Source organism: Radiobacillus sp. PE A8.2, from assembly GCF_045635475.1.
In the GTDB taxonomy this organism is placed as follows: Bacteria; Bacillota; Bacilli; order Bacillales; family Amphibacillaceae; genus JBJGXI01.
The window spans coordinates 1-26,219 of sequence record NZ_JBJGXI010000046.1 but is presented as its reverse complement, the minus strand read 5'-3'; the positions used below and the strand labels follow the sequence as shown (position 1 = coordinate 26,219).

Genomic DNA, 26,219 nt, shown 5'->3' with positions numbered 1-26,219 from the left:
AACGTTTAAACCTAGATACATATTACATTGTCCCTACCAAACCATTCTTCAGCTATATATATAACTTCTTTACTCGGGTTATGATAAAATACGGCGAGATTTTCTTTTGCACGAGTACAGCATACATAGAATATTTTTTGTGTCCGACTTAGGACACTTTCTCTACCTGTATTCAAAAATAGATTTTCAAAGTTATAATTATTCCAGCCACCGTTATCTAAAATGACAAGAACGTTATCGAACTCTGTGCCCTTAGTTTTATGTTGTGTAGAAAATGGAGTTTTGCCTTCAAGGTAATCATATAATTTCTTGAATTCATCGAAAGCAACATCCTTTATTCTGTTATAAAGATACTCATTTTTCTCCTTAAATTCTTCAAGTTTGTCATCGATTATACAAATACCTGTGTCGTGTGCAATGTTAATTATCTCTTCTATCGTTTTATTTTCTGTATCAGTGAGTCTTTCAATATTAATCTTCAATGTTCTTTTATTCTGAATACATGTAATTTTATCTTTATAATCTGTTATTCTTAAAAATTCATTAAAACGACCATTTATATAAAGATAAATAATGTTTTGTATCTTAAAAAGGTGTTTTATTAAATTATCTCTTTTCGATCCCTTTCTATTTTCATCATTTTCGTCTTGTTTTTTATCATCTATTAACTGGTCCTTATCCACATAAATTTTACATAAATTTGAATAGTTGTAATCAGATGCAAATTCATATAATTCTGGATTATCATTTATAAACATTTGCATTGAATCGGTAGGATTAACCTTTTTCAGTTCCTTTCCTGTTTTTACTTCCTTCAAGAATTTAATTACTTCTCCAAATGTACTTTCTGAAAAATCATAAGGAATATCTTCTTTCTTGATGTACGCCTTAATCCGATCTCTATACTTTAATATCAGGTCTTTATCATAGATATCCATTAAACTACCAAATCCAGCTTTTTCAGCTATAAGGTTATGAGTTAAATTTAATTCCTTTGTCTCCTCTGATTTCATAAAATTCCAATAATAGTGCTTTGATAAGTATTGTTTAACTGCCGTTACATCCCCGTGAACAGAATGAATAAAGAGAACATTACCCTCCTTTACTTCTCCACCTACTATATTTGGTGCATTTTTATCATTTGAAGGCTCCTGTTTGATTCCATCTGTTCTTAGTCTATTTGCTAAATCAATCACTTTCTGAGGATTTCTTCGATTTTTTAATTTTTTTATTTCAATCAACGAATATGAAGGATTATTCTTATATTCATCCAAGTTTCCAATTCCATCAGGATAGATGGACTGCATTGCATCCCCAAAAAAACCGATAATACTACGCTTGTTACTTTTTTTGAAGTGATCTAACAATATATTTACAACTACTTTGTCTGTATCTTGGTACTCATCAACAAAAATGTATTGATATTTGTCTTTTACAATGTCATTGAGTTTCGAATAATTTTCAAATAAATAATTTGATACAATTAAAAGCTCATTATGGGAAAAAATCCCTTCGTTTAGTCTTAAATATTCTTTATATTGAATACCATCCTCCAAGTTATCAAAGTAATTTTCAGCTACTGGATCTTCACCAACTGATATTTTTGATTCACTGTCGTTTGATAATTTGATTATAGCTGCTTTAAGTTCTTTCTGGAAATGCTTAATACTATCCCAAAGAAAGTCATGAATAGTGGAAACTTTTAGATTCTTGTGGTTTACTCGATCTTCGATTTCTTTAACAGCTGCATTGGTATAAGTCATACAAGCCACATATTTTGTTGGATTTTTCTCAAGTACATGCCTAATAACACTAACCAATGAATAGGTTTTTCCACTCCCCGCACCACCACTCAGTAAGAAATTCTGTTCTTTTTCAATTGCCCTCAAGATTTCCTGCACCTCAGTTTCTAAAGTTAATCCTTCTTCAGCCATAGCAACCCTTCCTTTATATAACTTGGAATTTTCCAATTACTTAGATCTTCATCACTATGATAAAGTATATCCAATGCAAAATGAGTTTTTTTAATTACACAATTCTCAGCTAAATCATAGGCATCATAATCGTTCTCAAAAAATCGTTTGTGTTTAATTCCTTTGAAACTATCCTTATTTTCGGCAACATAATTTTTGTTAAGGTGAATAAAAGCGTCTTCAAAGCTTCGTGCATTGTATCCATCTTCCTTAGTTTGATATACCACGCAAAGTTTCCCATTTTCTTGATTAACCCATCGTCCATCAACTTTATTAAATTGCTTCCTCTCAATAGAGTAGTCTTTTAAATCAGTTAAAGAAGCATCTTCAAAGAAAAATCTAATTGCATAATTAGAGTAACTAACACCATTAGTAACTCTGCATTTTTTGTCTTCTTCGTCTACAGCATCAAGATCTGTAATAATAAGTGATTTGATACCTAAAAAATCAACAAACTTTTCAAAGATTTGAGAATAAGCACCAACCTCAATAATCGAAATATTTTGAGAGAGTAATGGTAAGTATTCGTCCTCTTTACCAGAAGTGATAAATTTGCATTGTTCTTCAATGTCAATCTTTTTCATAAGAGTTGGAATAAGTATTCGTTCAGTATCTCCCTCAATTAGAATTGCTTTATCCGCAAAGAATATCTCTGCTCTGCTGATCGTTAGATACTGTTTAATGAACTTATATTGATTAGTTTCTTCATCGTATTCATTCATTAAATCTTTCAAGTTCTTAACAATAACGCTGTTTGCAGTTTCTCTATTAAGGTATTTTATATCATCAAAATCACTATCGGCCACTATACACGCTGAATGTGTACTTATGATGTATTGCAATTCTCTTTTTTCTCCATCATCTTTTTTAATACCTTCACTAAGTAAGTTCTTAATATTCTTTATAAAAACATACTGCATTTGTGGGTGGGTATGCGCTTCGGGCTCTTCTATAAATAGCAAATTAATATCTGCTGGGTTTTTATCCTTTTCCCTCTTAAATTCATTTACAAGAATTTCAAGTTCAAATATCATACTTATTAAGTTCATGTACCCCAATCCATTATAATGTTCAGGGAGATGATTATCTGAATCATGTTTGTAAACCACTGTTGTATTCCCTTCGAGCAATTCCCTATGTTGAAGTGTTGAAATTATTTCAATCTCTGATTCATTTATTTTTATACCGCCAAAATCCCTTACTTTTTTGACTATATCATCAAATAATGTCTTATATATTCCATTTAAATGATAGTCTGTTTCACTTAACTTGTCCTTAAAATCTACAACAGCTTTGTTTTGTTCATCACTTGTTTCTGTACGCCTATATATTCTTGATGTCTGACCAGAAAGAGTTTTATCAACTTCTTTGTTTGCAACATCTCTTGTGGCGCTTATGTATTTGAAATTAATAATATCGGAAATGTTTATTTTCTCACGATCCAAATCTATAAAATTATCTTCAGAGACCAATTTGGTATCTTTATCATATAGGATTGAACGTCTCCTTAATTTAAAATAATTCGATTGATTATCTCTTGAAAAATCAAAAATATTTTTAGGGGAATAATCTGTGTTTACTTCCTTTTTTTCATTCTCAGCTGCTTCAAATTCCCTATAGTCTTTTTTTATCCGTATAAACTGGGTGAAATCCAATGTATATTCAAACCCAAGTACAATAACATTATTATCTGGGTCTAAATCCATCATAACCTTACTGACATTTGATATATTATCCATTTCTGTGTATTGGATAAACAGCAAGAGCCTTATGCCCAATCTTTTAAAATCTTTCTCATCAATAACTTCTTCCTCTAAAATTAACTCTTTCAGTTCTTGCTTAAACTCAATATTGAAATCTTCAAATGAGAACCTGTTTTTATCAGTTAAGAATTTATTAAGAACCGATAGAATCGATGTTTTTCCAGTGTTGTTTTTACCTATTACCAAGGAAAGATCTTTTTCCAAATCCATAGAGAAATTTTTTAGTAGTCGGTAATTATTTATCTGTATTTTAAATAAATTCATAACCATTCCTCCTTTTGATTGATGATATTTATTTATATTAGAAACTGTAAATCTTTTTACTATGTTCATTTTTCACTATAATCAGCTAACAAAAATACTTCCTTTAATCCAACTCTCTTAATACACACAAAACGTAATCGCTTTATAAATGAGGTGGATGGACTTGTACACAATCCTAATGTTTCTGACAAAAATCTACAGTTATTTGATAACAATAACTAAGTGGGAAGTGCCATCATCTGCCTAGTCGTTCGTATCTTGGATGATACACTACACTGTCCATTTGATCTTTCACCTCCGCATTAAAATAAATTGCCGTTCGAATTTGTCACTTTATTTCTACATTGCTATATTAATTTCGACAGAAGATATGAATGTCCTGCAAAATTATACCAAATTTTCAATTTATGAAAAATGCTCGTCCGGTAATCATCTAAATAATTTACCTCATTGGTTGCATCACTATGAGAGAACATATTTGTTCACCTCTAACTCATATTCAACCGTATCTAACAGAACGATCCATAACGGTTTTCACATTCATGACCAGAATAATTATTTCTATAAAAGTGTACATGAGAAGGGGTACTATCTTTGATATCTATTGGGATTATACTGGTACTGGACTTTTAAATTACAAGGGCTTGGAACCAATTGCAGAAAAGCAGCAGGTATATGAGGCAATACAAGAAGTAGATGCGGAGAATGGTATTATATGGACGAGTATTTTTGATGTGAATAATTTGTATACGCTAGTTATACGTTATGAGCATGTTGAAGAATTATGTATAGAAACTATTAGTGGTTTACCGGAAGACTATATTAAGTAAGAACCCAGGGGAACTTAGAATGTCAGCAGATGCTGAGTTTGCACGAATCGTCCTGATGGTCTACCGGGTATCTATAAGTACTATAGTTTTGAATTTGGTGATGATTTAAATATCTGAGATGAATTAAGAACTAAACTATGATGCCATCTACAATGAAGAAGTGGATGTAGCTGTAGGCTTTGCAACAGTTAACTTAGAAGACGATGAACAACTCTTCACACCATATAAAGCCGCAGTTTCCATGACTCCGGGCATCTATGAGCAATATCCAGAAATTGAAGAAATTTTACAGCCTTTAGCAAATAATCTTAATAGCGATATAATGCATGAATTAATCTTCCAGGTAGACGTATAAGAACGTAATGTGCAAGAAGTTGCTGAAGAATACCTGGTTGAAAATAGGTTAATTGAGGAATAATTAAAAAGGTGTTGGGTAGCTACAAACTGATCGACACTTTTTAAATTGGGAGGAGAGCTAATAAAGCTCCCTCCTAAATTTCGTACTATTCACAAATAATAATCTTGCATAACATTTCCTAGTGTGCAGAATAGAATTCCTTTTAATAATCTATTATACAATTGTGCGTTAATATCCGAGATGTTAATTTTATTAACCCCATTTTCGTTTTGCAAGAACGGGTAGAAAGCCTACTATTCTACATACATCCCAAAATATGTTTGCAGGTAATTCCATAAAAAGAGGTAAAATTATTTTTATATATGGGGTAAAGATGGACGTAAATGGTTGTAAAACATGTGGTAATAAAAGTACAGCACAGAGAATTAAATATGGCTAAGTGTCTTTGTCAATCCTCAAATGTAATTTATGGTAAAATATTCTTATTCAGTGTTTTAACGGAGGAATCTATATGATCGTCTACGAAGCAAGTAAACAAGAATTCCTTAATCATGTTGATCAGGACGTCCTGGTAAATCACATTCTTAATCAGTTCGAATTAAAGCTAGGACGTACTAGTGAGTCAGAGATTCGCTCATGGGACAATTCTATGTTACATATGTACCGGGTCTTGAATGATCAATCAATTCCAAATGATGCAGGAGTGGCTATTGAATATAAAATTCCTTACACATCGAAGAGAGTTGATTTTCTATTATCTGGACATGATGGTGAGACTGACTCAGTAATAATAGTTGAACTAAAACAGTGGTCTGAAGTGGAAAAGGTAGAGGGAAAAGAAGCTATTGTAAAGACGGCCTTAAACCGTGGTTTACATGAAGTGGCGCATCCTTCTTATCAAGCGTGGTCTTACGCAGCATTAATTGAAGATTATAATGAGAATGTACAAGAACAATTTATTCAATTAAAACCATGTGCGTATCTGCATAACTATCGGAAAACTCAAGATGATCCATTGACTGATACATATTATGATTACTATTTGAATCTAGCACCGGTGTATGCAAAAGGTGACGTGGAAAAACTTAGAAGTTTCATAAAAAAATATATTAAACATGGCGATCAACAAGATATTCTTTATCAGATTGAGCAAGGAAGAATTAGGCCGTCAAAGTCATTACAGGATTCACTAGCCAGTATGTTAAAAGGTAATCAGGAATTTGTAATGATCGATGAGCAAAAGGTTATTTATGAGACTGCTCTCCAGCTTGCTGAGGTTGCTATTGAAACTGACACGAAACAGATTATGATAATTGAGGGTGGTCCTGGAACGGGGAAATCTGTTTTAGCAATAAATTTACTTGTTGCATTAACGAATAAAACACTTACCTGCCAATATGTTACTAAAAATTCAGCACCTAGAAGCATCTATTCTACAAAACTAAAAGGTGATTTTAGAAAGACTAGAATTGATAATTTATTCAAAGGTTCGGGTAGTTATACAGAATCTGAACTAAATGAGCTAGATGTATTAATTGCTGATGAGGCTCATCGTTTAAACGAAAAATCAGGTTTGTTTAGTAACTTAGGTGAAAATCAAGTGAAAGAAATAATACATACTTCAAAAATGTCGATTTTCTTTATTGACGAAAATCAGAGAGTAACTTTAAAGGATGTCGGCAGTGTTGAAATGATAAAAAAATATGCTAAAGAATATGGGGCAGAAATAACTTCTGGAGTTCTAGCATCTCAATTTAGATGTGATGGATCTGATGGTTATATAGCTTGGCTAGATGATTTATTGCAGATTCGTGAAACAGCTAATGCTAACGACATGGGATTGGATTACGATTTTAAGGTTTTTTCAGATCCGAATGAAATGAAACGTGAAATTGAAAAGAAAAACGAAAATAACAACAAATCAAGAATAGTAGCAGGTTATTGTTGGGAATGGCCAAAGGCGAATCGTGGCAAATCTAGCTTTCATGATATACAGATAGAAGAACATAATTTTGGAATTAGTTGGAACCTAGATAATACAGCTACTTGGGCGATTGATGATGCATCCATCGATGAAGCGGGATGTATACATACTTGTCAGGGACTGGAGTTTGATTATGTAGGCGTTATAATTGGTGATGATTTACGATATGAAAATGGTAGAGTTGTAACTGACTATACCAAACGAGCAAAATCAGATCAGTCACTAAAAGGAATTAAAAAGATGGTTAAAGAAAATCCAGATCAAGCAGAAGAAATTGCTGATAAGATTATTCGAAATACTTATCGAACACTAATGACAAGAGGACAAAAGGGATGTTATGTACACTGTACCGATAAGAATTTAGAAGAGTATTTGATTTCACAATTAAAACGGGAAATTACATATAGAGAAGCTAGTTATGGAAATACCAAGGTTGCCGATAGTGAAAGTAACTATTAGTTTTTGTTGGAAAAACTTGATGGAGGGCTATTGAATTAGTCCTTTTTTAACTTTTAATAAGAAAGGGTATTCAAAATGCAAAAAAATAATTTAACACTAAATGAACTAGAAAAGCTGGCAGCTAACTTTAGAGATGAGCGGGACTGGGGCCAATTCCATAATCCAAAAGATTTAGCGATTTCAATGTCCTTAGAAGCAAGTGAGTTTTTGGAGAATTTTCAATGGAAAAGCAGCGAAGAAGCTGTTGCAGAAAATATGGATAATATAAAAGATGAGTTGGCTGATGTAGTAATTTACTCTTTATTGCTAGCAGACCAGTTGGATATCGATCTTGGTGAGGCTATTGTGAGTAAAATGGAAAAGAATGAGCAAAAGTATCCGGTGGAGAAGGCTAAGGGGAGTAGGAGTAAGTATACGGAGTTATAGTTTACGAACAGTGCCACTGTTCGTATAATATTATAGATTCATTTCTTTTAATAATTACTTTTAAGGAGAATATTTTTCTTATCTCAATAAATAAGGAGGATTTGTTTGAAAAAGGACTATTTTGTGAGACAGCTCGCAGAAAACGGATATAACGTGATTTATGGAGCAAAAAAGCATTTCTCAACATACGACACGGTAGTAAAGATGCCAGGGAGAATTGCGTTTATTACTCTCTCTATTGGTATTTGGCAGATATATAAACCAGGTTTTCTGTATAATATGGAAGTTTCTCTTGCTTTAATAATTGCAAGTATCATTGCCTTAACTATTAGTCAATACAATAGTGAAAAAGATAGATATAGAGTAATAGGAAATCGGTTAATACAGATACACAATGAACTTCGTGACCTTTATTATCAAGCTATTAGTTCAAATCAAGAGGAATACAGCCATGATTCAAACGAAACTGTTATGATGAAGAAACTAATGGATGAATTTTATGAAATAAGTATCTCAAAACAGATATTTGTGAGTGATTGGATTGCTCATTATAAATTGTTTTTTCAAAGCCAGTATGAATGGATAGACGAACAAAAGAATTTCACATGGAAAGATAAAATTCCTTTATCCTTCCGAATAACAGTAATTGGTCTATTGGTATTTGTGATACTATTATTTATCGTTTAATAGGGGGATTAGATGTTAGAAGAAAAGTTCGAGGAATATGTTGATGGATTACAAATAGAATCAATTGAGGAAGAAACAAAAAGGGTAAAGGAAATAACCAAGCGGTTAAACAAGTCATTTAGGAACTTAGATAATGATGAAATAGAAAATAGTCATATAGTTGGTTCTTTAGGAAGAGATACTGCAATAAAAACGTTTAGTGACGTTGATATGCTGTATGTATTACCAAAGGAGCTAAAAAAACAGTATGACGAACATGAGGGAAATGGGCAATCGAAACTGTTGCAAAAAGTTAAACAGGAAATTAAGAAAAGATACCCCAAAACAATTGTAAGAGGCGATGGACAAGTTGTTGTTGTAAGTTTTGAAAGTATAAATAAAACTGTTGAGGTATGCCCATGCTTTGAGCGATCAGATGGTGCGTTTGATTATCCTGACTCAAATAATGGCGGTTCGTGGAAGAAAACCGATCCCATGCCAGAAATTGAAGAAAGTACAACGACAATTGAAGAGACAAACACAAACTTTAAGTATATTTGTAATTTAGTTCGGGCTTGGAAGAATAATAAAGGCTTTAAATTTGGTGGACTATTAATAGATACATTAGTTTTTAATTTCTTTAATGAGAATGAAGACTATAAGGGTGCTACATTTAATGATTACCTTCCATTGCTAAAGGATCTCTTGTGCTATCTGAAAGATCGTAATAAAGATCAAAAGTATTGGTACGCCCTTGGCAGTAACCAAAAAGTCTATAACAATGGTGGGACTTTCGTTAATAAGGCTAATAAGGCATATGAAAAGATCAAAGACAAGACAGAAGATAGTGACGACATATATGAGGCATTACGAGACATATTTGGAAGAGTATTTCCTGTGCCAGAAGAAATTCAAGAGAACAAAGCATTTGAAAAAAGTACTTTGTTTGGTGTTCGGCAAACAGAAGAATTTATTGAAGATAAGTTCGATGTTGATATTCGCTATCGCCTAAAAATTGATTGTATCGTAAAACAAGATGGTTTTAGAAATAAGTTTTTAAGAAACATCCTACGTGATAAATTACCTTTAAAGGCAAACAAGAGCTTAGAGTTTTTCATTACTGAAAATGAATTCGAGTCCCTGTCAAAAGATGATGAAGATAGTCTTTATTATGATGTATATTGGAAAGTTCGCAATCGTGGAGAGGAAGTTATTAGAAGAGACTGTATTAGAGGACAAATTGTAAGGGATATAGGTACACGCAAGAAAATTGAGTCGACTAATTTTAAAGGCGGACATTTCGTAGAATGCTATGTTGTATATAGAAATGTTTGCGTTGCAAAAGATAAGATAAGTGTACCTATTTCAAATTCATATTAAAAAATTGTTTTTGGAAAAGTAAATGTTTATGTAACTATATATGTTTACATTTTCTTAAATATCAATTAAGTCGAACTTATAAATAATAATAAATGGGGGATGTCTATGAGATATTTTGCAGAAAGGAATGATCTTTTAGATAGTGACTTTTCTATTAGTTATAAAAGTCTAAAAAATTATTTTAATCAGATACATAGATACTTTGAGGACAGAAAGTTATTTGAAGTAGCACGCAATGGAGTTTGGCAATCAGAGCAATTTAAGGATGACTATCAATTGTATCCACCTTCATTGTCCCCATCACCAGAGATATTCTTTATCAATCATTTGAATAGGGATAAAGTATATCCTATATGGGAATATTTCGATTCTTACAAAGAAGAAGAACTATTTACGGTGATTGAAATTCTTTACGATCATATTGGTGTATATGATCATAAAAAAGGTACTTTTATTTCAGATGAATATAAAAAGGAATTTGCTGAACATATAAATAACTTGTTGAAGAGATATAAAAGTGGTTATTACTTGAATGAGAATTACGGTTTTATAATGGAATTACCTAATGATGCGATAACTGCACTTATGAATACGGAAAAACCTGAAACTATGGATTACGATGTTATAGAGCAGTTAAAAACATCCGTAAAAATGTACTATAGATTTGATTCGAATGAAGAAACCAAAAAGAAGGCTATAAATATTTTAGCAGATATTTTAGAACCGTTAAGGAATGATTTGAAAGAGATTTTAAACAACGAGTATGACGTAAACAAAAATAATCATGATAAAGCCATATTCAATATTGTTAATGGTTTTAATATACGTCATAATGACAAAAAGCAACTAACAGATTACAGTAAACAAATTTGGTATGACTGGATGATGCAATACTATACAAGCGTTATTTTTACTTACTATAGGTTAAAATCAGAATACGAGTAAAAGAAGCAATAAAGGATTTAATTGAAATTCCATCTTCTATTAGAAGGTTACATCAGTCACAACAAGGGGAGTTTCAGAAGATTTATAAAAGAATATCAAAAAGACGAGAGTATTAATTCTCTCGTCTATATTTAGAATTCAAACTTGTTATGAAGAAAAAATACATATTCTATTCTTTTCACACAAGTTTTACACATCACATATCTAACCCCTTATATACCAACGCTTCGCCCCCAATTTTAATCCCAACCACCAGTATCAAACGAAATAACCAGTCAATACCCTGAACATACCCAGAGTATTGGCTTACTTATTGCCTCCCCCTCACATCACTTCTGATACCTTCTTGCAATTTCCATAACTTCAGCATTCACTTCATCACTTACCGGATTTCTACGCACGTCATTCTTCAGATCCCTATCCTCAAACCACTCAGGCACAACTTCCCGTCTCCCACCTCGACTACTTCGAGGCAGTTTCTTCTTCCGCTGGGTAATAAACGCAATTCCTTCAGCACGAGCAGCTTCCACACTGCGAATTCCTTTGTCCTTCCACGACAGTAGAATCTTCTCAACATAACTCCAGGATAAGATGTTACGACTCACGGCACGCTTTATTGCTTCCACAACTAATGCATCACCAACATCATTAGTCCAAGTTGCGATCTCATTGACAATGAATGGGCAGATGTCACCGAAATTGTCAGCGTAGAAATCATGTGCGTCTGTTGTATTATTTTTTTCTTTTTGTTTTGTATTGTTTTGTTTATATAATGGGTCCGCACTGCGGTCCACACTGTGGTCCGTGCTCTGGTCCATAGTCTGGTCCGAACAGTAGTCCGTACTGTGGTCCATATTGGACGACAGGCTGATTATTTGATAGACAGCTGCTTGATTTCCACCTTGGGATTGGAAGCTAATAAATCCTTTGTGCTGCAATTCTTCTCTTGCTCGTTTGAAAGAGCTGTCTTTTAATCCTGATTTTAGTTTAAGTACGGCTGCTGCCACAGTAAATGTTGGTTTCCAGCCGGTTCTGTTGCTAATATGCATCAGGGTGTGCCACAAGGTGCAAGCAGAGGCCGAGAGTGGATTTGTCTCAATGATGTTATAAAAGGCATTGATTTCTTTAATATAGTTCATGGGTAAACTTCCTTTCATTATGGGGGATTGGTTTAAATAAACCGGGTTATGCGTTGATTAGGCTGCGAAGAAAAGTGAGCGATACACATGGCGGTGCGGTACATTTGCTTTTCTAACAAGTTAAGGGATTCTTGCATTGGCAGCTGCTGTCCATTTTTAAAGGTGATGATCGACTGGTCATTTCCATTTTGGGATTTCGACTTGATGGATGAAACATGGTGATAGAAGATCCAACGACAGAGGAATTGACTAGGAGACGCATTAGGGAAGACGTAGATGTGCTTACATATACTTACCGGAATCGGAACTTTTTGCTTGCTGGCGGTAAGGTGAATAACCGATGCCCGTCTGCCTTCATACGAGGCACCATTTTCCAAGCAAGCTTTCTTAATGATTTGCAGCGGTGTTTGTTTGACATGAAATATTCGATCGGGTTCGTAAACAACGGTGTCATATTCTATATTTGGAGCAGGTAATAAACTTAATGTGGATGGATTAATGTCATAGGTGGAGAGGATTTCGGACAATGGAGACACTCCTTTTGATTGGGGATTTTTTTTCGAGGAAACGCTTGTAGTGGGATTAACAGATGCTAGATTCATAGAGACCGAGGCACTATTCATTCATATCAATGTAGTGTATGTAATTTTTAGCCAGATAGTTGAGATTTAAAGGAATCACCATTGCTAACTTAAACAAAGTAGTAGACTTTGGCAATTGTTCCCCTCGTTCAACTCTGCTTAGATTATTAAAATCTAGTCCAGCTCTATGAGCAGCTTCTTCAAGAGTTAAACCAGTATATTTTCTTTGTGCGCGAATATATCTACCTAACTCTCTTTTTGCTTCGTCACTATTCACCGTTAAACTTCCTTTTAAAAACTATTATGCAAACTATTATGGAAGCGATCATTGGAATACACCACGTCGCGTAAGGCTAGTTTTTACATTAAGTGGTAAATATGATGGAAAAATTTTTATTTAGTTGGTTCTTGGGTTAATAGATAGCTATATTCGCTGATATGAGCCAGCTTTTGTCATGTAATCTCACTGATTATCAGCTACATACTTGCCACTCTAATCTTCAAGCTGAAGAGAAGATTGCTTTCTTACTATTATCTAATTAGAGACAAGGGAAGAACACACGCTATAGGTGGTATTATGTAATAAAATGGAAATGGTTATTGTTTTTTATTTTAAATATGAGAAGTTGGGCTTAAACCGAGTGAGAGAATTGGCGAAATACGAAATAAAAATCATCGTTCGTATTGATTGGACGATGATAAATACATGACATGATTGTGACATTAACATAGTGCACGTAGTTATTATGAAAGAGATCAATTGTTAATACCATGACCTGTAAGTCATATTTTAATTTTGACAGGGAAATGGATTGAAATTTTTTGTGATTTGTTGCGGGCGATCGATTTACAATTTTCTTAATTGCGATCGATTTAAATGGAAGAAAATTAACGACATTGTCGAACAAATCCAACGTAAAAGCAGAAGCAAGTAGCAATGGGCAGACCAATGTTATGGACACTTGTGAACGTGGAGGGTAATACGTTTGTTTCCCTGATTAAACAACGGTTTACTCTTTTTTAAAACCATTTATGAAGCCGTAAATAAAGCACCACAGTATACATATCACTTTTTACAAAAAATAGTAAAAAAGAAGAATTATTGGTTGATCGATGATTGTTTTAGATAGATAGGCGGAAGGAGTTGCTCAAGCTGCAGATAGTAATTTGTAATAAATTGGAATAGGTGTATTGTTTGCAGGAATTCCCGTGGTTTTGTCGAATAGGAGAACTAAGAATTAACCTAGGGTGAAATGATGATTAAGGAAAAAAGATCAATAACCGAAGTAGTAAGACATGTACATGATGAAAATATTGGATTTTTAGATAAAGACGATTATGGATGATCCAGGTGTTGTTTTGATCAATATAGTAATGTTTATAAATAAAGAGTTATAAATCTAGTTATTGTTTTTGAATAACCATCTAAATTTTATTTCCTCTTTTAACCTTACAGTGACAGGTCAGATTAACTTTATTACCTTATAAATCGCAAAAGTGGTAATAACATAATTATTAGGAGTGGGAATATGGGATTAAATCCTTCACCAGTCACATTAGGAAATGTATTTTCAAAGAAATATGAAGTAGATTTTTATCAAAGGGAATATAAGTGGAACGATAGTAAACAAGCATTTACACCAATTAAATCATTACTAGATGATATATTTTACCGATTTAATCTAAACTACAGAGTTGATATGGATGCAACAAAAGAGAATGTTTCAAAGTATGATTGGTACTATCTAAATTCTTATATGGTTAACTCTATAGATGCAGGTAGTTCCTGACACCACACCATATGATAAAGGTTGTCTCTTATTGAAATGGTTAGCCCCAAGAATTTCTTATCCAAATCAATTTGACAATCGAATCTTTTAAAGTCAACTGAACTCTTAGAAGGTATAGAAATATAGATAAAATAATAGTAGATTTTAATAAATAAATCTTTAATTAATTATTTGGAGCTAAAGCTAAATATTTATTATCAGAGAATTTATGAGGAACCAAATTTTCATTAAGAAAATGACCTTATGATTTATCATGAAAATATATGCATACAACTGCTAAAGGTGCAATAATTTATTTAGGTATGCAGTCCATTATTGGTACTAGTAGGAATTTTTTAAAAACAGTGATCAGCTTGAAGAATAGGACAAGAGGGACATTTGCCAAGGAGAAAGGCCTATAACAATTGAGAATCATGGAAAAGGGCCTTATTAAAAGAGGTGACTTAACAAAAAACATGAATATAAATGATATTTCACTATACGTTGGAGTTTCGACTTTGCTTGCTTATATTATCTTCATTTGGATTGTAAGCACCGGGAATGTGTTCTTTTATTGGAGAATAATCTGGTGGAAGAAATGTCGGAGAGAAAAAGTATCCAGTATGCAAAGGTCTGTGGAAAAAGAACACAAGCCTGCAGAAAAGATAAACAAAGAAAAAAAAGAATTTATATTGTCCTGGAAGCGTAAATCTAGTGAATGGTATAAGTATAATAAACAAAAGTTCAGAAGATCGCTCTACGCAATCTACTTTATCGTAATGGCAGTAAGATTCTTCGTAGAGCCATTCACAGTTGATGATTGGCAAGTCATTATTATGACAGCAACGATTATAATCTTTGTTGATATTGCGATATTTAACACTCCAATTGTTCTTAAAATTGGAAAGGCAGAACTTCAACATCAAGAAGAGTTAGTGGATTATCTTGAAAGCAACAAGCAACAAGCACAAGCATTTTTAGACCGAGTTATTGCATGCTCTGATAAAATACAAGACGCTGCAAACATATACGACAAAATTCCTTCTCATATTCCTTTCAAAGAGAGACTACGTATGTTTTTGTCAGATTACACTTCTGAATTTGAGTTTGAAGTTAATATTTATGTAATTAAATCATCGTTCTCAAATATAGATGAAATACTTGATGAAGGTTATCAATGCCTAACTCATATTTCAAAAGTTCATAGTTTCCATTATGAACACATGGCAAAAAATCTTTTTGATACATTGAATGATGAAGAGAAAAAGCAAGACATTCAAGAAGTTATTTTATTAAGGTTATTAGATGGAGTACCGATTGAACTTGAAAGAAAGAATTTTCAACAAGTATATATTGTACCTATTTACACAAATGAAAAAAATTTGTTTATTGTTTTAAGAGGACCTGATGGTTATTTACATGAAGCAGATGGATCTCATGTAGCTAACTTAACTTATGTGTTTGAGGCCTTTGAAAAAGTGGATTAGCATTACTTAATGTGATACAATTAAGAAAAGTAATGAAGAAATGTACTTGAAGGAGGTGGCTTTCATGCCATTAACTGATGAGGCTCGTAATCGATTGAGAGAGCAACTGAAAAAGCAAAGCCAAGCGAATTCTAACAAAAAGCCAAAAACTAAGATTCGTAGAGAGTCTCTAACAAGTTCTACTCGAAAAAGACGAGAATTTGAAGATAGAATTCTGGAAAATGTATATTAATTTAATTGGATAAGCCATTCACATAAAAAACCTTCTTTTGCATAATATAAAAGCAAAAGGAGGTTTTTTTATGTATGAAAACGAAGATAAGAATTCCTCAAAAGTGAAAAAGGCTTCTAATACCTATCCAAGGCCAGTTAAGAAAACTAAAGGTCTAGTAAAATCGTTTGATAATGAAAAGCATGAAAGAATGATAAAAATAATTGAGAGTTTAAGGTAAGTTGATTATTGCTGTGAGTTGAGCCGCTTATGCGTAGTTTTGAGCCACCGATTGCGGAAAATAGAGCCACCATTTGCGGAGCTGTGAGCCACTAATGGTACAGTGATTTTAAACAAGAGAGCTAGAGCTACAGCGTAGCTGCTTGCCATTGACTGTAACGCCCGATTCTTAGCATTTGCTGGAAGGGGACGGGGCCCCGCCAGCGGATGCTTAGAATCGGATTGTCCGTGTTATCATACTTGAGCAGGTGTGCCTATTGGCATTATTTATTGCAGACCTGCGATTGTTCCTCAACACGGACAAAAGTTAAGTCAATGGTGGCGGACTATAGTATCTGCGCTAATTATGGCTAAACATTGCCAATGGATCTCCCTTCCGCAATACTCAAATGAGACGAGAGAACTGACCCCGTGTTTCGCCCCTCAATATTAATTCTAAAAAATCTTCAACCGCTCAAAAATATTCCATCCTAACAAACCACCACATCACCCCTTCGCCACCCTCCGATAATGCGAAGGCGAACTCCCCATCACCTTCTTAAACACCCGAGAAAAATAGTAAGGATCATCATATCCAACTGCTGCACCAACTTCTTTCACACTTAATGTGCTTAGATCGAGCATTTGACTAGCTCGCTGCATTTTCATTCGTAAGAAAAAATCAATTGGCGGCATGCCGGTGAACTGGTTGAAAACATGGATCACATGCTGCTTGGATAGTCCGATGTGTGTAGCAACTGCTTCTAGTTTGAGCGGTTTTCCGATATGCGCTGCCATGAAGTTTACCGCATCTTCCAAGTAAGCCTCGCTTTTATGGTTGGAACGACTGGCGACCATGCCGATCGAGCTTATCAGGTGGCGTATCGTTTGTGCTGCATGGATGTGATCTGGGATAGAGAAGGGTTTAAACGTCATGATGTTATAGCATGAATCAAACCATTCAACGAACTTCACAAAGCCGGAGACTGGGATGATTACGGTCGGTTTTGTTAACTGAAAGGCGTGGAGCAGTTCATTCACGTCGTTTCCTTTTAGGTGGAACCAGTAAATACTCCATGGGTTGGTGTGATCAGAGCCATAGCGATGCGGGGTCCCGGTGGGGATGATAGTCAAGGTTTGTCTTTCAATCGTGATCTTTTCGCCTTGATTCATTTCCACCCAGCCACTGCCTTCTGTACAGTAGATAAAAATAGCTGTATCGCACCCCTCTGACCGCTCGCGATAATGGTATTGGGCTTTTGGGAAGTAACCGATATCTGTAATGAATAAAGAGTTGGTAAGCGGATGATTGGTCAGTTCGTTGCGCATGTATGCTGGGAGCACAAACAGCTTTTCCGATTCAAATCCATCTGGTTTTAACATAGGTTGCATTTTGAGCCTCCTAACGAAAGTGATGATACGAATATAATCCATCAAATACAGGATATTGTCAATTGGAATAAAGCGGTTTCAGGCTTATGCTAGATGTAGAGAGTTGCATGTTAGGAGGGAGAGCGATGAGTAACATGGAGAAGGCGCGTGTATGGGAAGAAACTGTTGAGATTCCAACTTACGGTGTCGGGGAGCCGGATAAAAATCCGATGTTTTTGGATAAGCGCGTCTACCAAGGGAGCACGGGCAAGGTATATCCGTATCCGGTCATTGATAAAATTAACGATAGTAAGGCACTTAAAGCTTATAAACTAGCAATTATAGAAAATGAATATGTGCGGATTGAAGTGATGCCTGAGCTTGGTGGTAGAGTATATCGGGCGCTAGATAAGACGAATAATTACGATTTTGTTTATTATAATCAAGTGATCAAGCCTGCGCTTGTTGGACTAACAGGTCCGTGGATATCTGGTGGGATCGAGTTCAACTGGCCGCAGCATCATCGTCCGAACACGTTTGGGGCGGTGGAATATAAGCTAACTGAAAATGAGGATGGAAGTGCTGCGGTGTGGGTGAGTGAGATTGACCGCATGTACGGGACGAAGGTGACGACTGGTTTTATTTTACATCCGGGAAAAGCGTATTTGGAGGTTGCTGCTCAATTGTACAATCGCACGTCGCAGCCACAAACATTTTTATGGTGGGCGAACCCGGCGGTAGCTGTTAATGATCACACACAGTCAGTGTTTCCACCTGATGTGCATGCCGTGTTTGACCATGGTAAACGTGATGTATCGCGCTTTCCGATTGCGACGGGAACGTATTATAAAATGGATTATGCGGAAGGGGTCGACATTTCCCGCTATAAAAACATACCTGTACCAACGTCTTATATGGCGTATAAATCTGATTATAATTTTGTCGGTGGCTATGACCACGGTGTGCAGGCGGGGCTGTTACATGTAGCCAATCATCATATCTCTCCTGGGAAGAAGCAGTGGACATGGGGAAATGGGGAATTCGGGCAGGCGTGGGATCGTCATTTAACCGATGAAGATGGACCTTATATTGAATTAATGACAGGTGTGTACACGGACAATCAACCCGATTTCACATGGCTGCAGCCGTATGAAGAAAAAGCGTTTAAGCAATATTTTATGCCGTATAAAGATATTGGCGTGGTCAAAAATGCCACGATTGAAGCGGCTGTGAATCTCGAGGTAGATGAAACGAATCGTAAAGCTGTTGTTCAAGCATATGCTACCTCGGAAATGAAGGATGCGACAGTTGTTTTAACAGGCAAGAAACGTACGTACATAAACGATAATGTATTGCTTTCTCCTACCGATACATTCAAAGCGATTGTAGCGCTGGACGAAGACGAGCAAGCGCACGATCTTCATGTTTCTGTTGCTGATTCTGGTGGCAGAATCGTGGTCAGCTATCAGTCAAAACAGCCGGAAATTGAACAGATGCCAGAAGCGGCAAAGCCAATAGCACCACCTGAAGAGATCAACACGAATGAACAGTTGTATTTAGCGGGGCTGCACTTAGAGCAATATCGGCACGCGACATTTGAACCGGAAGCTTATTACCTGGAAGGCTTGAAGCGTGATTCTAGCGATATTCGGATCAATGTTGCTTATGGAAGCTTATTGTTTCGGCGTGGATTATATACAAAGAGTGAACAGCATTTCCGATCGGCAGTAAGGGCGTTAACATCGCGTAATCCAAATCCATACGACAGTGATGCGTATTACCAGCTTGGACTAACTTTAAAGCATCAAGGACGGTTAGATGAAGCATTCGCCGCTTTTTATAAAGCCGTATGGTCGGCAGCATGGCAAGATAGTGGCTACTTTTCGTTAGCACAAATTGCTTGTGAGAAACAATCGTATCAGGAAGCGCTGGAGTTGGTAGAGCGATCGCTAGTTCGAAATGCACATAACTATAAAGCAAGACATCTGAAAGCGGTGTTGCTTCGTAAGCAGGGCAAATGTGAGGAAGCGATTGCTTATGCGCAGGATACACTAGAACTGGACATCGCCGATTTTGGTGCTAGATTTGAACTAGTTTTCGCACATACCAACGATGGCGCGAGGGAGCAGGCAGCCGCTATCCAACAAGAGCTTTTGCAGATAACACGTAAAAACGCTCACAATCATTTGGCGATCGCCGCAGACTATACAGAAAGTGGTCTTTATCAAGAAGCAGCCGAGGTGCTGAAGCTAGTTGTCAACGATACGGAAGCGGAGCGAACGTATCCGACTGTGTTGTATGCATTAGGCTATGTTTTAGGTCGCGCAGGACAGCCGGAAGCTTCAACGTATTACTTGCAGATGGCAGCACAAGCAACGCCAGACTATTGCTTTCCGAATACGTTATTTGAATTAGACGTATTAACGTACGCAATTGAGCAAAATCCAACCGATGCAAAGGCGCATTATTACCTGGGAAATTTGTTGTACGATAAGAAAAGAGCCAGTGATGCGGTGATGCATTGGGAAGCTTCACGAAAGGCGGATGCTATGTTTGCAACGGTACATCGGAATTTGGCATTAGCGTATTTTAATAAGTTGGATAATCCGGCGCTTGCAACAGCGAGTTTGGAAACTGCTTTTACACTGAATCCAGACGATGCCCGTGTATTATACGAATTGGATCAGCTTTATAAGAAAAACAAAGTAGCACCGCAAGACAGATTAGCGAAGCTTGATAAGCATCTTAAATTGGTACAATCGCGAGACGATTTATATCTCGAATATGTGACGCTTCACAATACGTTAAGACAGCATGATACAGCGCTAGAACTGCTTAATAAGCGCAGCTTTCACCCGTGGGAAGGTGGAGAAGGGAAAGTAACCGGTCAATATGTAACGGCTTTAGTAGAAATCGGAAAACAACAGCTGCAAGCAAAAAGTTATAAGGAAGCGATTGGAGTTTTACAGCGAGCACTTGTTTATCCTGTTAACCTAGGGGAAGGGAAGCTAGCAGGTGCGCAGGAGAATAATATTTACTATTACTTAGGTTGTGCGTATGAAGGATTATTGGATTATGAACAAGCGAAAGTTGCATTTGAAACAGCGTGTCAAGGGTTGGAGGAGCCGGCCTCTGCGATGTTTTACAACGACCAACCGCCGGATATGATTTTCTATCAAGGCTTAGCTTGGTTAAAGCTCGGAAACGAAAAACAAGCAAAACGCCGGTTTAATAAACTGATAGATTATGGGGAACGGCATTTGTTTGATCAAGTGAACATTGATTATTTTGCTGTGTCCTTGCCAGATTTTCTAGTTTTCGATGACGACCTAACATTACGAAATAAGGTTCACTGCAACTATATGATGGCGCTTGGATATCTTGGATTAAAGGACAATGCGCAAGCGGAGTTTTTCTTTCAATCGGTGTTAAAATTAGAGACAAATCACCAAGGGGCACGCTTACACAAGATATAAATGGAAGGAAGGATGTTATGCACAGATCCATGAAACTAGAGAGTGCAAACAAGGTGATAAAGCCTGGCGTGTTATCGGCGTGTCACGGGGTAAATCCTACAGGTGAACGTATTGGGTTTACGAATTTTTATATGACGAAAAATAATCAGCCGGTGATTCCAGTCGTTGGTGAAATTCATTTTTCAAGATTCTCTTATCTGTACTGGGAAGAAGAGCTGTTGAAAATGAAGGCAGGCGGGGTCAATATTGTCGCCACGTATGTGTTCTGGAATCATCACGAAGAGGAAGAAGGGGAGTTTCAGTGGGGGGAGAACAGAAATCTGCGGCATTTTATTGACCTTTGTTCCAAGCATAAGATGCCGCTGATTTTACGAATTGGTCCGTTTTGCCATGGAGAAGTGCGAAATGGCGGGATACCCGACTGGATTTTTAACAAACCGTTGGAGGTTCGCTCTAATGATCCGTTGTATTTGGACTATGCGAACAAACTATATAGGGAGATTGCTAGGCAAATAACAGGATCGTTTTATCAAGAGGGTGGGCCGGTTATTGGGATACAGCTTGAAAATGAATTCATGCATGCCGGGGCGCCGTTGGATGCATGGGGCTATAAGCCGGGTGTTTACGTGTCTTCTGGTGTTGGTGGGCAGGAGCATTTGCTAGAGCTTCGCAAGCTTGCAGAAGCTGCGGGTATGCGTCCACTATTTTTTACTGCTACGGCTTGGGGTGGGGCCGCGGTGTTGGAGACAGATACGTTGCCAATGCTAGCAGGATATGCGTACACGCCATGGATTCCGAATCAGCCACCGAGCGGGGAATACATTTTTCGAGACTTGCACACAACCCCTGCGGAAGATGTTAACTATGAACCGTTGGCATATCCTGTTGCTTATTGTGAAATGGCGGGTGGCATGCAGGTGAGCTACAATGCTCGACCATTTGTAGCGCCCGCGAGCATCGAAGCGATGACAATCGTCAAACTGGCGAGCGGTAGTAATCTGCTTGGTTATTATATGTACCACGGCGGAACGAATCCGATTGGTAAGAATGGTTTTCTTAATGAATCTGGTCTTCCGAAGCTTACCTACGATTATCAATCGCCACTCGGTGAGTTTGGCAGAGTGAGTCCTGCATATGACCGGATTCGGACGATGGCGTTGTTCTTGGAATCGTTTGGCTCGGTGCTCGCTCCGATGGGCACGTACCTTCCAGACGGGCAGGATAGTCTCGATCCGAAAGATACCGAACAGCTGCGCTGGTGTGTGCGACAACAGGACGGATCAGGATTTCTGTTTATCAATAATTTTCAGGATCATGTTGAGATGCCAGATCGAGAAGCGGTTAGAGTGGAGTTGGAAACAGATCAGGGAGCTGTCAGCTTTCCGCAAAATGGAAGCTTCACTTTGAAAAAGGATGCGAGTGTGATTTTTCCTTTTCATCTAGAGATTGATAAAGTGCACTATACGAGCGGTACGGTGCAGCCATTAACGAGGTTACAAAAGCGACAGCAATGTGTACATGTTTTTTATGCGCACGAAGGTATTTTACCAGAATTGGTGCTTGATAAGCAGTCTGTTGCAGCTATTTCTGGAGCGCATAAAGTAGAAGAACAAGAAGATGTATGGGTGGTACATCCTGCTGTAGGCATGGCAAATGCGATTTCTTTGCAATTAACTAATGGCGAAAGCGTCCAAGTGCTGATCCTTAGTCGAGAACAAGCGTTGCAGACGTATCGTTTTCACCTGTGGGGAGAAGAGCAGCTCATCCTTAGTGATGCGCACTTGTATGTTAAAAATGAACAGCTAATTTGTACGAGCGTCGGTCGTTCGCAATGTACAGTTTCGATATGGTCTGATGGAGCGAATGTGAAAACAAACGCAGGAGCCCTGACAGAACAGCAAACAGGACCATTTACAGCGTGGGTGATCGAATGCCCAGCATATCAACCTACGATCGAAATCGCTCATCCGAAAGCTAGATTTGCTCAAATCGATATCGATCCGAACTGGCCCTCTTATATCGAGGATGTGTTTCTAAAAGTAGATTATGATGGTGATGTTGCTACTGCGCATATCGGTGCGCACATGATGACCGACCATATCCACTACGGCGCACCATGGTATATCGGATTAAAGGAAAATAAACACAAGCTCAATCAGAACAAGCTAAGTCTAGCAATTACCCCGTTGCGCAAAGGGGAGATTCATAGCTATGTTAACCAAGCGTATGTGGAACGATTTGAAGGAGTAGAAATTGCTCAATTTAACCAGATTGATGCAATTCCTCATTATCGAGTTGCGATAACAAAACTACCGAAGGAGTGATAAAATGGAAAAAATAAAACCACACCTCCCTCGTAAACTAACGATTACGATGTGGGATTTTTCATGGTACACGATGACGATGCCAGGGGAGCCGTATCATGATTTGGAGCAATGCTTTAAGGAAGCGGTAAAACGAGGCTATAACACGATTCGAATTTGTGCAATGCCTTTTCTATTATTTACAGAAGAAGGTCCGCGCACAGGGCCATTGGCCTTCGCGAATCTTGGTCAAGTGGGCGTGAGAACGCGTTGGTATAACTGTAAAGGTGGTGCTGTGTTGGATGGGCATCAGCACCTGCTCAACTTATTTGCTTATGCTAAGAAATATGACTGTTATATTATTCTATCATCATGGGAATATCAGCAAAGTCCTAGTTTCTTAAAAACGCCAGAGCTATTTAACGAGCTATTGGCGATTCCACCACAGGACCGGTTTATGACCTTGGCCAAATCAATGGATCAATTGATCGACTATGTGAAAAGTGAAGGACTAGACGATCGGATTGCTTATGTAGAGCTTCATAATGAGATAGAATTTGGACGATTAACCCAGGTAGCAATCGAAGCGGGAATTGATGGTGGCAATGCAGGGAAATTGATTCAATATACAAAGCCGTATGTAGAGAAAGCGCTGGCGTTTTTACAAAAGCAGCATGCCGAGCTTTTAATCACAGGTTGCTATACGTTAAATCGCCCATATTCAAAAGATTATCTGCCGGAAAATGAGCAAGTGGCACATTTTCATATGTATATCAATGGTATGCTTCATAAGCTGCTGGACGAAACGGGTATTATGATTCCTGAGGCAGATTTTCCGAATGCTTTAGTGCAATCGATGCTTCGCGACGATGCCCCGGATTTTAGTACATACCAGCTACCTGCTGGGGAAGAATGGCGCCTTTATGAAAATCCTGTCGGGTTAAAACTGCTTTATATCCATGATTGGTGCGACCCGGTCAAGTGGGATTTGTATCTTTATGACCATTACGGATTGTATAAACAAGCGATGCTACAGAAAGTGAACGAACGATTCATGGAAGCAGCCGACTGGGCAGATGATCATAATCTACCAATCGCCATTGGCGAAGGATACGTAGGCTACACACCACTGCTTGCACAGTTCGAGGAAGGCCCTGTCGGAAAAGACATCGCCGAATATTGCGTGAAAAAAGGAATGGAACTCGGCTTCTGGGGCATGGTACTTTGCTCCAACTGCGCACCACACCACCCATTCTGGTCTGACGTGGAGTGGCAGAAGAAGTGGAATGCTTTTATATTGAGGTCAGAGTAGGAAGCTTACTGCATTGGTTTATGGATATTAAATATAAAAAATAAGCAGTCCACTTTACATGTTGGACTGCTTATTTTTTATTTAGCAATGTTGATGCCCTAGTTAGCTGGCGTTGATTGCGGCGTTTAGAGTATGTGGTGGAAAGTCTTCAGTTTTTTTCTGAAGGGTAACCTCCGATAATTCGGTATAATCGTTGTATTTAATCTTCTAATTTTAAAAAAAATTTCCATTTTTATGAAAACAAGATCGGTAATTCGTTATTTTCTGATATTATTATATTATGAAGATTAGTGAGTTTGTGAAATGGTGATCTTAAACTAACGAGCAGTTTAGTGTAAGAGACTGCACGTAAATGTTATTTGCTATCATAGAATATTTAGGATTAAGGAGAGATTTGAAGTATGTCATATAATGCGTTATTGTTCGCAACGGTTGCAGGAGTTTTGACATTTATTCTTATGAATGCACATAGTCCTATTAACCCTCTACTTATAACCAATATTTTATTAGGGTTAATAGTTGGCATAATGTTAGATAAAAAGAAATCTTAAGCTAACGTAGAGCATTAGCTGAACAAAGGATTGTTATCCGCCTTATGTTTATAATTAAAACTGTTATTAGGAGGTGTTAGGTGGGTTGGCAGAGTACTTAAGAGAAAATCCATCTTCTGAAAATGAAGTGGTTTCCTATTTAGATAATTACTATACACAATTATATGAACTGATCTTCTCAACACGAACAGTGCCTGGCACTGTTCGTTAAATGATGAAGGGATTAATTATTTATGGATAAACAAAGAAACTTTTTTCATGGATTTATCTTTGGTTTTATTTTAATGGTTGTACCGATACCTAGATATTTCTTCTGGGATGATGTTATGGAACAGGTAGAAGCCTTATTTCGAAATATTGGATTTATTATTTTGGTGATTTGTGGAATCCCTTTGATTATTGACGTATTTCGCAATTATAATAAATAATGTTATATGTTACTAATGGGATGCGCTACTTCAAGAAGTAAATACACCTCTTGTTCCATTAACTGGCTCATTCTATAAAAATAATCAAGACTTCCCGTTCGAAGAATTCCATTATCTGTGTGATATAATAGATACAAATATCTGAACGGAGGGGTAATATGCGTTGGCAAGAAATACAAGAACGATTTTCAAATGAATGGGTTGTTTTAGAAGTAATAAAAGCACACTCAGACAATGGATATAGATATATTGACGACGTAGTAATTATAGACAGATTCAGAAATTCTTTAGAAGCAATGAATCGCTATGAGGAATTACGAAAAA

Annotated in this window: 23 protein-coding genes; 16 read left to right on the top strand and 7 right to left on the bottom strand. The window is 36.7% G+C overall.

Annotated features, from left to right (window positions below):
* Nucleotides 1-11 precede the first annotated feature (11 nt).
* Entirely contained in the window at nt 12-1,934 is a 1,923-nt protein-coding gene (locus ACI6MV_RS19805; protein WP_407272053.1) for a UvrD-helicase domain-containing protein, read from the bottom strand.
* Nucleotides 1,916-4,000 carry an ATP-dependent nuclease gene (locus tag ACI6MV_RS19800; RefSeq protein ID WP_407272052.1) on the bottom strand — a complete coding sequence of 695 codons (2,085 nt, stop codon included), beginning with the start codon at nt 3,998-4,000 and terminating at the stop codon, nt 1,916-1,918. Before ACI6MV_RS19800 ends, ACI6MV_RS19805 begins: the two co-directional genes overlap by 19 nt.
* A gap of 575 nt (nt 4,001-4,575) precedes the next feature.
* On the opposite strand from ACI6MV_RS19800, the gene ACI6MV_RS19795 reads away from it, so the two are divergent.
* The 7 genes from ACI6MV_RS19795 to ACI6MV_RS19765 all read left to right on the top strand — a co-directional run bounded on the left by ACI6MV_RS19795 (nt 4,576) and on the right by ACI6MV_RS19765 (nt 11,048).
* Entirely contained in the window at nt 4,576-4,830 is a 255-nt protein-coding gene (locus ACI6MV_RS19795) for a type 2 periplasmic-binding domain-containing protein (protein ID WP_407272051.1), read from the top strand.
* Nucleotides 4,831-4,990: 160 nt separating this feature from the next.
* Entirely contained in the window at nt 4,991-5,185 is a 195-nt protein-coding gene (locus tag ACI6MV_RS19790; RefSeq protein WP_407272050.1) for a glycine betaine ABC transporter substrate-binding protein, read from the top strand.
* A 514-nt stretch (nt 5,186-5,699) separates the two neighbouring features.
* Nucleotides 5,700-7,631: a DNA/RNA helicase domain-containing protein gene (locus ACI6MV_RS19785; protein ID WP_407272049.1), complete on the top strand. Its 1,932-nt coding sequence runs from the start codon at nt 5,700-5,702 to the stop codon at nt 7,629-7,631.
* Nucleotides 7,632-7,706: 75 nt separating this feature from the next.
* Nucleotides 7,707-8,057, top strand: a complete 351-nt coding sequence (locus ACI6MV_RS19780; protein WP_407272048.1) for a nucleotide pyrophosphohydrolase — start codon at nt 7,707-7,709, stop codon at nt 8,055-8,057.
* Between the two features lie 105 nt (nt 8,058-8,162).
* Entirely contained in the window at nt 8,163-8,744 is a 582-nt protein-coding gene (locus tag ACI6MV_RS19775) for an SLATT domain-containing protein (RefSeq protein ID WP_407272047.1), read from the top strand.
* A gap of 12 nt (nt 8,745-8,756) precedes the next feature.
* Complete coding sequence (locus tag ACI6MV_RS19770) at nt 8,757-10,103, top strand: nucleotide-binding domain-containing protein (protein WP_407272046.1); 1,347 nt, start codon at nt 8,757-8,759, stop codon at nt 10,101-10,103.
* 105 nt (nt 10,104-10,208) lie between these two features.
* Nucleotides 10,209-11,048, top strand: coding sequence for a hypothetical protein (locus tag ACI6MV_RS19765; protein WP_407272045.1), 840 nt, complete (start codon nt 10,209-10,211; stop codon nt 11,046-11,048).
* Nucleotides 11,049-11,377: 329 nt separating this feature from the next.
* Here ACI6MV_RS19765 and ACI6MV_RS19760 read toward each other — a convergent pair whose 3' ends face one another.
* The 4 genes from ACI6MV_RS19760 to ACI6MV_RS19745 form a co-directional block, all read right to left on the bottom strand.
* Nucleotides 11,378-12,187 (bottom strand): DnaD domain-containing protein, encoded by an 810-nt coding sequence (locus tag ACI6MV_RS19760; protein ID WP_407272044.1) that lies wholly within the window; start codon nt 12,185-12,187, stop codon nt 11,378-11,380.
* A 32-nt stretch (nt 12,188-12,219) separates the two neighbouring features.
* Nucleotides 12,220-12,714, bottom strand: coding sequence for a competence protein ComK (locus tag ACI6MV_RS19755; protein ID WP_407272043.1), 495 nt, complete (start codon nt 12,712-12,714; stop codon nt 12,220-12,222).
* A gap of 88 nt (nt 12,715-12,802) precedes the next feature.
* Entirely contained in the window at nt 12,803-13,045 is a 243-nt protein-coding gene (locus ACI6MV_RS19750) for a helix-turn-helix domain-containing protein (protein ID WP_407272042.1), read from the bottom strand.
* 355 nt (nt 13,046-13,400) lie between these two features.
* A complete protein-coding gene (locus ACI6MV_RS19745) occupies nt 13,401-13,730 on the bottom strand; it encodes a hypothetical protein (RefSeq protein ID WP_407272041.1) in 330 nt (109 codons plus the stop codon).
* Nucleotides 13,731-14,297: 567 nt separating this feature from the next.
* On the opposite strand from ACI6MV_RS19745, the gene ACI6MV_RS19740 reads away from it, so the two are divergent.
* The 4 genes from ACI6MV_RS19740 (at nt 14,298) to ACI6MV_RS19725 (ending at nt 16,476) form a co-directional block, all read left to right on the top strand.
* A complete protein-coding gene (locus tag ACI6MV_RS19740; protein WP_407272040.1) occupies nt 14,298-14,558 on the top strand; it encodes a hypothetical protein in 261 nt (86 codons plus the stop codon).
* 614 nt (nt 14,559-15,172) lie between these two features.
* On the top strand, nt 15,173-16,024 hold the full coding sequence (locus tag ACI6MV_RS19735) for a type II toxin-antitoxin system SpoIISA family toxin (protein ID WP_407272039.1): 852 nt from the start codon (nt 15,173-15,175) through the stop codon (nt 16,022-16,024).
* 64 nt (nt 16,025-16,088) lie between these two features.
* Nucleotides 16,089-16,256, top strand: coding sequence for a hypothetical protein (locus tag ACI6MV_RS19730; RefSeq protein WP_407272038.1), 168 nt, complete (start codon nt 16,089-16,091; stop codon nt 16,254-16,256).
* Nucleotides 16,257-16,326: 70 nt separating this feature from the next.
* Nucleotides 16,327-16,476, top strand: a complete 150-nt coding sequence (locus tag ACI6MV_RS19725) for a hypothetical protein (RefSeq protein ID WP_407272037.1) — start codon at nt 16,327-16,329, stop codon at nt 16,474-16,476.
* A gap of 485 nt (nt 16,477-16,961) precedes the next feature.
* Here ACI6MV_RS19725 and ACI6MV_RS19720 read toward each other — a convergent pair whose 3' ends face one another.
* The gene (locus ACI6MV_RS19720; RefSeq protein WP_407272036.1) at nt 16,962-17,846 is read right to left on the bottom strand and encodes an AraC family transcriptional regulator; all 885 of its coding nucleotides are present in this window, start codon (nt 17,844-17,846) and stop codon (nt 16,962-16,964) included.
* Nucleotides 17,847-17,971: 125 nt separating this feature from the next.
* Between ACI6MV_RS19720 and ACI6MV_RS19715 the strand changes: the two genes are divergently transcribed.
* The 5 genes from ACI6MV_RS19715 (at nt 17,972) to ACI6MV_RS19695 (ending at nt 25,895) form a co-directional block, all read left to right on the top strand.
* Complete coding sequence (locus ACI6MV_RS19715; protein WP_407272035.1) at nt 17,972-21,301, top strand: DUF5107 domain-containing protein; 3,330 nt, start codon at nt 17,972-17,974, stop codon at nt 21,299-21,301.
* A 29-nt stretch (nt 21,302-21,330) separates the two neighbouring features.
* Nucleotides 21,331-23,625, top strand: coding sequence for a beta-galactosidase (locus ACI6MV_RS19710; protein WP_407272034.1), 2,295 nt, complete (start codon nt 21,331-21,333; stop codon nt 23,623-23,625).
* Between the two features lie 4 nt (nt 23,626-23,629).
* Nucleotides 23,630-24,916, top strand: a complete 1,287-nt coding sequence (locus ACI6MV_RS19705) for a cellulase-like family protein (RefSeq protein WP_407272033.1) — start codon at nt 23,630-23,632, stop codon at nt 24,914-24,916.
* Nucleotides 24,917-25,552: 636 nt separating this feature from the next.
* Nucleotides 25,553-25,678, top strand: a complete 126-nt coding sequence (locus ACI6MV_RS19700; RefSeq protein WP_407272032.1) for a hypothetical protein — start codon at nt 25,553-25,555, stop codon at nt 25,676-25,678.
* Between the two features lie 22 nt (nt 25,679-25,700).
* Nucleotides 25,701-25,895, top strand: coding sequence for a hypothetical protein (locus tag ACI6MV_RS19695; protein ID WP_407272031.1), 195 nt, complete (start codon nt 25,701-25,703; stop codon nt 25,893-25,895).
* Nucleotides 25,896-26,219: the final 324 nt, after the last annotated feature.